13 protein-coding genes are annotated in these 11,522 nt (G+C 73.2%); all 13 read right to left on the bottom strand.

The window, feature by feature from the left end; all coding sequences use genetic code 11:
- Window positions 1-41: 41 nt before the first annotated feature.
- The 13 genes from AC1C2W_RS05335 to AC1C2W_RS05275 all read right to left on the bottom strand — a co-directional run bounded on the left by AC1C2W_RS05335 (window position 42) and on the right by AC1C2W_RS05275 (window position 11,457).
- Window positions 42-341, bottom strand: coding sequence for a DUF2469 domain-containing protein (locus AC1C2W_RS05335; RefSeq protein ID WP_380324050.1), 300 nt, complete (start codon window positions 339-341; stop codon window positions 42-44).
- Window positions 338-1,213, bottom strand: a complete 876-nt coding sequence (gene rnhB, locus AC1C2W_RS05330; RefSeq protein WP_495412572.1) for a ribonuclease HII — start codon at window positions 1,211-1,213, stop codon at window positions 338-340. The genes AC1C2W_RS05335 and rnhB overlap by 4 nt, the downstream gene beginning before the upstream one ends.
- On the bottom strand, window positions 1,210-2,055 hold the full coding sequence (gene lepB, locus AC1C2W_RS05325) for a signal peptidase I (RefSeq protein ID WP_495390269.1): 846 nt from the start codon (window positions 2,053-2,055) through the stop codon (window positions 1,210-1,212). Before lepB ends, rnhB begins: the two co-directional genes overlap by 4 nt.
- A gap of 165 nt (window positions 2,056-2,220) precedes the next feature.
- A complete protein-coding gene (gene rplS, locus AC1C2W_RS05320; RefSeq protein WP_495412571.1) occupies window positions 2,221-2,580 on the bottom strand; it encodes a 50S ribosomal protein L19 in 360 nt (119 codons plus the stop codon).
- Between the two features lie 167 nt (window positions 2,581-2,747).
- Window positions 2,748-3,572, bottom strand: a complete 825-nt coding sequence (trmD, locus tag AC1C2W_RS05315; RefSeq protein WP_495412570.1) for a tRNA (guanosine(37)-N1)-methyltransferase TrmD — start codon at window positions 3,570-3,572, stop codon at window positions 2,748-2,750.
- Window position 3,573: 1 nt separating this feature from the next.
- Window positions 3,574-4,119 (bottom strand): ribosome maturation factor RimM, encoded by a 546-nt coding sequence (gene rimM / locus AC1C2W_RS05310; protein WP_495412569.1) that lies wholly within the window; start codon window positions 4,117-4,119, stop codon window positions 3,574-3,576.
- Window positions 4,120-4,282: 163 nt separating this feature from the next.
- Window positions 4,283-4,522, bottom strand: a complete 240-nt coding sequence (locus AC1C2W_RS05305) for an RNA-binding protein (protein WP_495390265.1) — start codon at window positions 4,520-4,522, stop codon at window positions 4,283-4,285.
- On the bottom strand, window positions 4,522-4,929 hold the full coding sequence (gene rpsP / locus AC1C2W_RS05300; protein WP_495390264.1) for a 30S ribosomal protein S16: 408 nt from the start codon (window positions 4,927-4,929) through the stop codon (window positions 4,522-4,524). The genes AC1C2W_RS05305 and rpsP overlap by 1 nt, the downstream gene beginning before the upstream one ends.
- Before the next feature lie 251 nt (window positions 4,930-5,180).
- A complete protein-coding gene (locus AC1C2W_RS05295; RefSeq protein WP_495412568.1) occupies window positions 5,181-6,293 on the bottom strand; it encodes an amidohydrolase family protein in 1,113 nt (370 codons plus the stop codon).
- A gap of 28 nt (window positions 6,294-6,321) precedes the next feature.
- Complete coding sequence (gene ffh / locus AC1C2W_RS05290; protein ID WP_495412567.1) at window positions 6,322-7,944, bottom strand: signal recognition particle protein; 1,623 nt, start codon at window positions 7,942-7,944, stop codon at window positions 6,322-6,324.
- Window positions 7,945-8,012: 68 nt separating this feature from the next.
- Complete coding sequence (locus tag AC1C2W_RS05285; protein ID WP_495412566.1) at window positions 8,013-9,845, bottom strand: [protein-PII] uridylyltransferase family protein; 1,833 nt, start codon at window positions 9,843-9,845, stop codon at window positions 8,013-8,015.
- A gap of 2 nt (window positions 9,846-9,847) precedes the next feature.
- Window positions 9,848-10,186, bottom strand: coding sequence for a P-II family nitrogen regulator (locus AC1C2W_RS05280; RefSeq protein ID WP_495390260.1), 339 nt, complete (start codon window positions 10,184-10,186; stop codon window positions 9,848-9,850).
- A complete protein-coding gene (locus AC1C2W_RS05275) occupies window positions 10,183-11,457 on the bottom strand; it encodes an ammonium transporter (RefSeq protein ID WP_495412565.1) in 1,275 nt (424 codons plus the stop codon). Before AC1C2W_RS05275 ends, AC1C2W_RS05280 begins: the two co-directional genes overlap by 4 nt.
- Between the last annotated feature and the right edge of the window lie 65 nt (window positions 11,458-11,522).

The raw sequence follows: 11,522 nt of genomic DNA, 5'->3' as shown, positions 1-11,522 counted from the left end.
CTCGGTGCGGCGCGATCCCGCCGCGGCGACAGAAAGCCCTGCTACAGGGCCAGCTCGGCCTTCGCCAGCTCCTCGACGTTGACGTCCTTGAACGTCACCACGCGCACCGACTTCACGAACCGCGCGGAGCGGTAGACGTCCCACACCCACGCGTCGGCCAGCCGGAGCTCGAAGTAGACCTCCCCGGCCGCGGACCGCACCTGCAGGTCCACCTGGTTCGCCAGGTAGAACCGTCGCTCCGTCTCCACGACGTACGAGAAGAGGCCCACCACGTCTCGGTACTCGCGATAGAGCGCGAGCTCCATGTCGGTCTCGTAGTTCTCGAGGTCTTCGGCGCTCACGAGCCCATCATCCCATCGGGCAGGCCCGCGTCGAGCGTGGCCGCTGGCGCGGCGCCGGGCACGCACGCAGGTTCGTCGGCGAGCGCGCGCAGGTTCCAGGAGCGCCGGTGCTGCGGCGTCGGGCCGTGGCGGCGCAGTGCGTCCAGGTGGGCGGGCGCCGAGTACCCCTTGTTCTGGTCCCAGGCGAAGACCGGGTACTGGCGGGCGAGCCGCACCAGGAGGCCGTCGCGCTCCACCTTGGCGAGCACGCTCGCGGCCGCGACCGACGAGCACTGCAGGTCGGCCTTGACGAGCGTACGGACGGCGGGCTCGGGGACGTCCGGCCCGAGCGCGGGGTCGAGGTCGGCGGCCTCGAAGAGGTCGACGTCCGCGCGGTTCAACCAGTTGTGCGAGCCGTCGAGCAGCACCACGTCCACGTCCCCGCAGGCGCGACGCACCTGCGCCAGCGCGCGGTGCCCGGCGAGCCGCAGGGCGGCCACGATGCCGTGCGCGTCGATCTCCGCGGGCCCGGCGTGCCCGACCGCCCAGGCGACCCCCCACCGCTCCAGCTGGGGCACCATCGCGACGCGAGCCGCAGGTGTGAGCAGCTTGGAGTCGGTAAGCCCCTGGGGCGCGGTGCGGGTCGCGGCGTCCACGACGACGACGCCTACGCTCACCGGCCCGGCGAGCGCGCCGCGACCGACCTCATCCATGCCGGCGACCAGACGGGCCCCGCCCGTGAGCAGCGACCGCTCCTGGCGCAGCGTCGTGCTCCGCCGTTTCGAGGCACCGTTCGAGGCACCGTTCGCGGCACGCCGGCGCGGCGGCGTCGGGCGCCGGACCGTGTCGGGAACCGGCGCGACGCGCAGGGGCCGCTCAGACAGCGAGGTCACGGCTCCGGGACTCCTCCGAAGACGTCGCCGGGATTGCGCAGCAGCTTGGCGTCGCCCAGCGGCCAGACGGTGGCGAAGGTGGACCCGACCACGTTGTCCATCGGCACGAACCCGCCGCCCGGCTTGCCGGTGTTGTAGCGCGAGTCCTGGGAGTTCTGCCGGTTGTCGCCCATGACAAACAGCATGCCGTCGGGCACCACGGTGTCGAACGGGTCCTGGCTCGGCACCGAGCCCGGCTTGATGTACGACTCCTCGTCGATCGGCTCGCCGTTGACGCTCACGCGCCCCTGGTCGTCGCAGCACGTGACGTGGTCACCCGGCACGCCGACCACCCGCTTGATCAGGTGGTCGCCGGTCTCCTGCGGGAGCAGCCCCACGAAGGTCAGGACGTTCGTCACGGCCTCCCCGACGGGGGTGCGCTCCGGCGGCTCGTACGGCGGCAGCCAGCCACCCGGGTCCTTGAACACCACGATGTCGCCACGGTGGACGTCGAAGACGTCGGGCACGAGGCGGGAGACCATGACCCGGTCGCCGATCTCGAGCGTGTCCTCCATCGACCCGCTCGGGATGTAGAAGGCCTGCACGAGGAACGTCTTGATCAGCCACGACAGCACGAGCGCGCTGATCACGATGATCGCGGTCTCGCGCAGCACACCGAGCCCGCGGCTCGGCGCGGGGGCGTTGTGACCGGTGCCCACCACAGCGTCGAAGCCGCCGGGCTCGTTGCCGGTGCCCACGCCGACCGGAGCGTCGGGCGAGGCGTCCCAGCCGGCATCGCCGGGGTCGTGGGGGCGGGGCTCGCGCGCGCTCGGCCGGTCGGTCACGGGATCGGAGTCTGCCACGTGCTCACTCTTTCACTCGCCACCGTCCAGGGCGAAACGCCGGCATCCCGCCGGCGGCCCGGCGTCACCACTCGCCGGAGACGACGAACGGGCGGACCTGCGCAAGCAGGTCCGCCCGTTCGCGGAGCAGCGTGACAAGCGCCTCAGCGCTTGGTCAGTACAGCGTCACTTCGAGGACGGGGTCTCGCGCTTCTCGCGGATCTTCGCCTTCTTGCCGCGCAGGTTGCGCAGGTAGTAGAGCTTGGCGCGACGGACGAGACCACGCGACACGAGCTCGATCGAGTCGATGGTCGGCGCGTGCAGCGGGAACATCCGCTCCACGCCGACGCCGAAGCTGATCTTGCGGACGGTGAACGTCTCGCGGACGCCGCCGCCCTGGCGGGCGATGACGACACCCTGGAAGGCCTGGACGCGCGAGCGGTTGCCCTCGACGACCTTGACGTTGACCTTCACGGTGTCGCCGGCGCGGAACTCCGGCGCGTCGGAGCGCAGCGAGGCTGCGTCGACAGAGTCGAGCGTGTGCATGGTTTCTCCCCGCCCTGCCACAGGTCAGGAACAAGATCGTGGCGCGCTCACGGCGCGCGGTGTCTGATGGTTCGGGCGGTGCGACGACTGGTCGACCGGGCGAGCTGCTGCGCAGCCCGCCGTGACCTCCCCTGTGGCAGAGGCCGGTCGGCGAGCACACCAGCGACCTATTCTGCCACAGGTTCCGGCTCGGGCTCCGCCGCCGCCGAATCCGCCGCCCGTTGCAGGCGGCCGCCCTCGACGGCCCAGCCGAGCTCGGCGAGCAGCGTGAGGTCGGCCCGGTCGAGCGTCGCGACGTCGAGCGCGGCGATCATGTCGGGCCGCCGGGCGGCGGTCCGCTCGAGCGCGCGGTCCCGGCGCCACCGCTCGATCCGCGCGTGATGCCCCGACAGGAGCACCTCGGGCACCTCGAGGCCCTCCCACGACGGCGGCTTCGTGTACACGGGGTACTCCAGCAGGCCCGCCTCCCCGTGCGACTCCTCGACCAGGGAGTGCGGGTTGCCCACCACCCCGGGCAGCAGGCGGCCGAACGCCTCGATCATCACGAGCGCCGCGACCTCGCCGCCGTTGAGCACGTAGTCGCCGATGGAGAGCTCGCTCACCCGGTGGCCCGCGGCCCGGTGGCGCTCGACCACGCGCGCGTCGATGCCCTCGTAACGGCCGCACGCGACGACCACGTGCTCCTCGGCCGCGAGCGACTCGGCGTGCCGCTGGGTGAAGACCTCGCCCGACGGCGTCGGGACCACCAGGTGGCCGCCGCCGCCCTCGGGCAGCACGTCGTCGAGGGCCCGGCCCCAGACGTCGGGACGCATGACCATGCCCGCTCCCCCGCCGAACGGGGTGTCGTCCACCGTGCGGTGCCGGTCGACGGTCCAGTCCCGCAGGTCGTGCACGCGCAGGTCGAGGAGCCCCGCCCGGCGCGCCTTCCCGACCAGCGACAGGTCGAGCGCGGCGAGGTAGTCGGGGAAGATCGTCACGACGTCGACGCGCACGTCAGCGGTCCTCCCCCGACGGGTCGTCGACGTCGACGGCCTCGGCGTCACGGGCGAGCAGGCCGCCCGGCGGGGTGAGCACGACCCGACCGCCGGGTACGTCCACCACGGGCACGATGGCGCGCACGAACGGCACGAGCGTGCGCTCGCCGCCGGTCTCGCGCACGACGAGCGCGTCGTGCGCGGGCAGGTGCTCCAGGCCGACGACCTCGCCCACGGCCGTGCCGTCCTCGAGCTCGACGCGCAGGCCTGCCAGCTCGTGCGGGTACCAGGCGTCCTCCTCGTCGGAGTCGTCCGCGTCGACGACGATCTCGACGCCGCGCAGCGCCTCGGCCGCCGTCCGGTCGGCCACCCCCGCGAACGAGACGAGCCAACGGCCCTGGTGCTCCCGCGCCGCCGTCACGGTCAGCGGGCCGGCGGACGCCGGCTCCGTGGTCAGCACGAAGCCGACCGCCAGCCGGTCCTCGGGGTTGTCCGTGCGCAGGTCGAGCCCGACCTCGCCGCGCAGCCCGTGCGCCCGCCCGATGCGCGCCACCGTCAGCTGCATCTCGTCTCCCACCTCGTCGATTCGTGCGTCGTCTGGTCTATGGTCGGCCGGCCGCAGACGACGAGGCCCGGCCCCACGTGCTGATCAATGCTGGTCAGTGCTGATCAGTGCTGATCCGTGGGGCCGGGCCTCGTCAAAGCTGCGACAGCGGGTGCGGCGGGCGTCAGCGCCGGTCGACGTCCACGACGTCGACCCGCACGGGGCCGTCCGTCGCGAGCGCGCCGACCACGGTGCGCAGGGCCTTCGCCGTCCGTCCGCCCCGGCCGATGACTCGGCCGAGGTCCTCCGGGTGCACCCGCACCTCGAGCAGGTCTCCCCGGCGCTGCGCCCGCGCGGCCACCCGGACGTCGTCCGGGTGGTCCACGATGCCGCGCACCAGGTGCTCGAGGGCGTCGGCGAGCATCAGGCCTCGGCGGTCTCGGCCGCCGGCTCCGCGGTCTTCTTCGCGGCAGCCTTCGCCTTGGCCTTCTCGGCCTCGGCGGCGACGGCCTCGACCGCGGAGGCGCTGTCGGCCTTGGCGGTCTTGGTCCGCAGGGTGCCCTCGGCGCCCGGCAGGCCCTTGAACTTCTGCCAGTCACCGGTGATCTTCAGCAGTGCGGCGACCTGCTCGGTCGGCTGCGCGCCGACGCCGAGCCAGTACTGCGCCCGCTCGGACTTGATCTCGATGAACGACGGCTCCTCGGTCGGGTGGTACTTCCCGATCTCCTCGATGACGCGACCATCGCGCTTGGAACGCGAGTCCGCCACGACGACGCGGTAGTACGGGGCCCGGATCTTGCCGAGGCGCTTCAGACGAATCTTGACGGCCACTGTGGTGGTGTCTCCTGGTTCTGGTGGGTCGACCTGTCGCGCTGCCGGGTGGGGTCCTAGCGGCTGCTCTGGTCAGGACACGGCCTGCGCAGGAGAGAGGGGCCTGGGCACGCCGAGTACCCGGCCATTGTGCCAGACCCCACGGGTGGTCTCCAACCGCCCTCAGCCGCGCCTGTTCTGGGCCGAGTCCGCGGTTCCGCTACGGACGAGTGTCTCGTCCCTCGACCCGCGCCCTCCGCTGCACCTCCGCCTCAGCCGCGGACGACCTGGCCGCGCAGCACGACGGCGCTGGGGTGCCGCAACACCCCGATGTCCTTGCGCGGGTCCGCGGGGTACACCACCAGGTCGGCGCTGGATCCGTCGACGAGCGAGCCGAACCCGAGCAGCTCCCGCGCGCGCCAGGTCGCCATCGCCACCACGTCGGCCGGCGGGATCCCGGCCGCGACCATCTCGGCGCACTCGTCCGCGACGCGCCCGTGCCCGATGGCGCCGCCCGCGTCGGTGCCGACGAGCAGCCGGACGCCGGCCTCGTGCATGGCCCGGACGTGCTCGTACCGGCGTGCGTGCATGCCCCGCATCCGAGCCGCGTAGACCGGGTACTTCGCCTCCGCCTGACGGGCGATCTCTTCGAACCGGCCCACCTGGAGCAGCGTGGGCGTGACCGGGATCCCCCGCACGGCGACCTCGTCCATGAGCTGGGCGGTGAGGCCGGTGCCGTGCTCGATGCCGTCCACGCCCGCCGCGAGCAGGTCTCCGAGGACCTCCTCGGAGAATGCGTGCACCGTGACCCGCGCCGCCTCGGCGTGCGCCGCGGCGACGGCGTCCGTGAGCACGTCCCGCGGCCACAGGGGCCGCAGGTCCGCGTCCGCCCCCAGGCCGCGGTCGATCCAGTCGCCCACCAGCTTGACCCAGCCGTCCGAGGCCCGGGCCTGCGTCCGGACGGCCCCCGGCAGGTCGGCGACGTCGTCGAGCTCCAGGCCGAAGTTCCGCAGGTACCTCCGGGGCCGAGCCAGGTGCCGTCCCGAGCGCACCAGCCGGGGCAGGTCGGGTCGCTCGTGCACCCACGACGTGTCCAGCGGCGAGCCCGCGTCGCGGACCAGCAGGACGCCGGAGTCCCGGTCGGTGAGCGCCTGCGCGACGGCCGTCTCCGGGTCGACGGGGCCGTCCGCCCCCAGCCCCACGTGACAGTGCACGTCGACGAGGCCGGGCAGCGCCCACCCCTCGAGCTCGCGGGTGGCGCTGCCCTGGGGGGACGGCCGGGTCAGGCTGACGCGGCCGTCGCGCACCCACATCTCCCCCACGTCACGGTCGCCACCGAGGAGGACATGGCCGGTGACGTGCAGCGGGACGTGCGGTGCTGACATGGTCAGAGGCTACAGACCGAGCGGTCGCTCAGCGGCCGCCGAGCAGCTTGTCGAGGCCGTCGGGGAGCTGCAGCTTCGACGGGTCCTGCTCGGCCGGCTGGGCGCCACCGCCGATGCCGAACGCCGAGCCGGGGGCCGCCGGCTCGTCCGCGGGGCCCCCCAGGGCGCGCTGCATCGCCTCGCGCTCCTGCTGGGCACGCTTGGCGGGGTTGCCCGACTTGCCCTTCTTCTTCTGGACCGGCGCCTGCTTGCCGCGCGACTTCTTGCCGCCGCCCCCGGGCAGGCCCGGCATGCCCGGCGCGCCGCCGGGCATCCCCGGCATGCCGCCGCCCTTGCTCATCTGGCGCATCATCTTCTGCGCCTGCGCGAACCGCTCGAGGAGCTGGTTGACCGCCGTCGTCGTCTGGCCCGAGCCGCGGGCGATGCGCGCCCTGCGAGACCCGTTGATGAGCTTGGGGTTGTCGCGCTCGGCCGGCGTCATCGACTGGATGAGGGCCTGCACGCGGTCGACCTCGCGCTCGTCGAAGTTCTCGAGCTGCTCGCGCATCTGCCCCATGCCCGGCATCATCCCGAGCATCTTCTTCATCGAGCCGAGCTTCTTCATCTGCTGCATCTGCACCAGGAAGTCGGAGAGGGTGAAGTCCTCGCCCTTCTCCACCTTGGCCGCCATCTTGGCGGCCTCGTCGGCGTCGAACGTCTTCTCCGCCTGCTCGATGAGGGTGAGCACGTCACCCATGTCGAGGATGCGCGACGCCATCCGGTCGGGGTGGAAGACCTCGAAGTCGGTGAGCTTCTCGCCGGTGGAGGCGAACATGATCGGCCGGCCCGTGACCGTGGCCACCGACAGCGCGGCGCCACCGCGCGCGTCACCGTCGAGCTTGGACAGCACGACGCCCGTGAAGTCGACGCCATCGAGGAACGCCTGCGCCGTGGCGACGGCGTCCTGACCGATCATCGCGTCGATGACGAACAGGACCTCGTCCGGCTGGACGGCGTCGCGGATGTCCGCGGCCTGCTGCATGAGGAGCTGGTCGACGCCGAGGCGGCCCGCGGTGTCGACGATGACGACGTCGTGCTGCTTGGCCTTCGCCTCGGCCACGCCGTCGCGGGCCACGCCCACGGGGTCGCCGACGACGGCGTCCGTCTCGGCGCCCTGGTTGCCGGGGTGCGGCGCGAAGACGGGCACGCCCGCGCGCTCGGCCACCACGGACAGCTGGGTGACCGCGTTGGGGCGCTGCAGGTCGGCCGCGACGAGCAGCGGCGTGTGCCCCTGCTCCTTGAGGGCCAGGCCCAGCTTGCCCGCGAGCGTCGTCTTGCCGGCGCCCTGCAGGCCCGCGAGCATGATGACGGTCGGCGGGGTCTTGGCGAGCTGCAGCGCGCGCGTCTGGCCGCCGAGGATCGCCACGAGCTCGTCGTTGACGATCTGGACGACCTGCTGCGCCGGGTTGAGCGCGCCGGAGACCTCGGCCGACATGGCACGCTCGCGCACCGCGGCGGTGAACTCGCGCACCACGGGCACGGCCACGTCGGCGTCGAGGAGGGCCCGGCGGATCTCGCGCACGGTCGCGTCGATGTCCGCCTCGGAGAGCCGGCCCCGGCCGCGCAGGTTCTTGAACGTCGAGGTGAGCCGGTCCGACAGGGAGTTGAACACCAGGCAGGTCCTCACAGAGTTTCTTCGATGGGTGCAGCCACCTACCTTACCGGTCGCTCACCGGTCGCTCACCGGTCGCTCATCGGGTCCCCTGCGAGCACCGTGCGGGCCCGTGCGGTGAGGTCGTCCACGAGGCTCGCCCGCCACGCCGTCCAGCCGACCGGCCCGAGCGACGACGCGTCCGCCTCCGTCACCGCTCGCAGGGTCTCGAGCAGGTCCGGCCGGTGCTCCACGGCGTCGAGCAGCTCGCCCGTCGTGTCCGGGTCCTCGAGGTCGGCGGTGGTCGCCAGCCGGGCGAGGGTCAGGTGGTGGCGCACCACCACGCCGACGTCGTGCGCGACGGCGGCGCCGAACCCGGCCCGCGCCGCGATGCCCGGCGCGAGGCGTGCGCCCTCGACGGAGTGGTCAGTGCTCTGCGCACCGCGGCGCTTGCCGATGTCGTGCAGCAGCGCGCTGAGCAGCAGCACCTCGGACGGCGCGGGGGCGACGCCGGCGTCGGCGGCCACCTGCCGGCGCACCCGGCCGGCGCGGGACGCCGTCTCGACGAGGTGCCTGTCCACGGTGTGCCGGTGGATCGCCACACGCTGCGGGCGGTTGCGCACCCCCGCCCACTCCGGGACCCAGCTGGTCACGATGCCCGCCAGGTCCAGCGCCTCCCAGACCGGCACCTGCGCAGGGCCCGCGCCCAGCAGCGTCAGCAGGGCGGTGCGGGCGGCCTGCGGCCACGGCTCGGGCGGCGGCGTGCACTGCGCCAGCGAGTGCACGGTCACCGGCGAGAGCACCAGGCCGGTCCGGGCGGCGGTCGCCGCCGCCCGCAGCGATAGCAGCGGGTCCTCGGTCGGCTGCGCGCCCACCGCCAGCACGAGCTCGCCGTCGTGCTCCACCAGCCCGTCGCCCACCGAGCGCAGCCGCGGCGCGGACCGCCGCCCCCGCACGACGACGGGCCGGCGCAGCGCCGGCCGTTGCAGCGCCTGGCGGGCCCGGCGCACGGTCGAGTCCAGCGCGTAGGAGATCTCCCGCCCGGCCTCCGCGAGGCTCGCCAGCAGCTCGTCGGGATCGTCGTGGCCGCACCGCGCGGCGACCTCGTCCAGGTCGGCGAGGTGCAGCTTCGTGGAACGGCGCCGCGTCACGACGTGCACCGCGTCGCGCACGTCCAGCAGGTGCGCGTACGCCCGGTCCACCCGCCCGTGCGGGCGGTCGGTCAGCCAGGTCGCCGCCAGCGCGGACAGCAGCACCGCGTCGCGGATGCCGCCGCGCGACTCCTTGAGGTCTGGCTCGACGAGGTACGCGAGCTCACCGGCGCGCTCGGCGCGGCTGCGGGCACTGTTCAGCAGCTCCGGCAGGCGTCGCCGGGAGGCCGAGCGCCAGTCCGTGAGGATGGCGGACGCCGCGCGGTGCACCACGACCGCGTCGCCCGCCAGGGGCCGCACGTCCAGCCACCCGACGGCGGCGGGCAGGTCGGTGGAGGCGAGCCGGCGCGTCTGGCTCAGGGAGCGCACGGCGTGGTCGATGTCGACGCCCGAGTCCCACAGCGGATACCAGAGGGCGTCGGCCACGCGGGCGAGCTCCTCGGGCTCGTGCGTGCGGCCGTCGTGCACCAGCACGAGGTCGAGGTCGGACAGCGGCCCGAGCTCGGCGGCGCGGCCGAGGCTGCCGACGGCGGCCAGCGCGATGCCCGCGGGGTCGACGTCGGCCGTGGCGGCGTCGAACAGCGGCGTGATGCGTTCCGTGACGATCTGCTGCAGGGTCGTGCGCCGGGCGAGGCCCGACCGGCCGGGGCCGGTCAGGCCGTCCGCCGCGACGAGCAGGTCGGCCCGCAGCGCACCGACGGTGCCGCGCCGGCCCCGCGCCCCCGTGGCCGGGGTGCCGGGCTCGAGTTCGTCCGGTGCCGGGTGCGGCACGGCTAGAGCGCCGCGTCGCCGTGCTCGCCGGTGCGCACGCGCACCACGTCGTCGAGCGCGGTGGTCCACACCTTGCCGTCGCCGATGCGGCCGGTCTGGGCCGCCTTGACGACGACGTCCACGACGGTGGCCGCGTCCCTCTCCGCGACGAGTACCTCCACGCGCACCTTGGGGACCAGGTCCACGGTGTACTCCGCGCCGCGGTAGACCTCGGTGTGGCCCTTCTGTCGGCCGTAGCCGCTGGCCTCGCTGACCGTCATGCCGCGGATGCCGGCAGCCTCGAGGGCGGACTTCACGTCGTCCAGGCGATGGGGCTGGATGACACCGGTGACGAGCTTCATGCGCGAATCTCCTGAGCGAGGGAACCCTGCTGGATCGTCTCGTACGCGGTCTCGCTGTGCACCGCCAGGTCGACGCCCCCGACCTCGGCATCCTCGGAGATCCGCCAGCCCATGGTCGCCTTGAGGATCAGCGCGATGATCGTCGTCATCACGAGGGAGAAGACGACCGCGATGACCGCGATGATCACCTGGACGGCCAGCTGCCCGGCACCGCCGCCGTAGAACAGGCCCGTCTCGGTGGCCAGGACGCCGATCGAGATGGTGCCCCACAGGCCGGCCACCAGGTGGACGCCCACGACGTCGAGCGAGTCGTCGTAGCCGAGCTTGTACTTCAGGCCGACGGCGTAGGCGGAGAGCACGCCCGCGATCGCGCCGACGAAGATCGAGCCGAACGGGCTGACCGATCCTGCGGCCGGGGTGATCGCCACCAGGCCGGCGACGACGCCGGACGCGGCGCCGAGCGAGGTCGCCGAGCCGTCGCGGAACTTCTCCACGAGCAGCCAGCCAAGGACGGCTGCGGCCGTCGCGACCGTGGTGTTGACCCACGCCAGGCCGGCGAACCCGTCCGCGGTGAACGCCGAGCCGCCGTTGAAGCCGAACCAGCCGAACCAGAGCAGGGCCGCGCCGAGCATGACGAGCGGCAGGTTGTGCGGACGCATCGGCTCGGAGCCGAAGCCCTTGCGCTTGCCCACCACGAGTGCGAGCACCAGCGCGGCCACACCCGCGTTGATGTGCACCACCGTGCCGCCGGCGAAGTCGATCGGCGTGGCGATCGACGCGAACGGACCGTCGCCCGAGAGCAGGCCGCCGCCCCACACCATGTGGGCCATCGGGAAGTAGCAGAGCGTCACCCAAAGGGCCACGAAGACCATCCAGGTGCCGAACCTGGCGCGGTCGGCGATCGCGCCGGAGATCAGCGCGACGGTGATGATGGCGAACGTGGCCTGGAAGCCCACGCCGACGATGCCCGGCACACCGAAGTCGTCGATGAGGAACTCACCGGACCCGTCGTAGACCGCGCCCTGGAGCGCGAACTGGTCGAACGGGTCGCCGAAGATCCCGCCGACGTCGGCGCCGTAGGACATCGACCAGCCCCACAGCACGTAGATCACGCCGACGACGGCGAGCGCACCGAACGACATCATCATCATGTTCAGGACGGACTTGCCGCGCACCATGCCGCCGTAGAAGAGCGCGAGTCCAGGGGTCATCAGGAGCACGAGAGATGCCGACATCAGCATCCACGCGGTTGCTCCGGTGTCCAGCTCCATGAGTTGTTCCTCCCTCACCAGCCGGGCGGCCGGGTCGGGCACTACCGTGGGCGAACGGGATTTCC

The sequence above is a fragment of the Isoptericola sp. Y581 genome, assembly GCF_059445475.1.
This window is presented reverse-complemented; position numbering and strand designations above follow the sequence as displayed.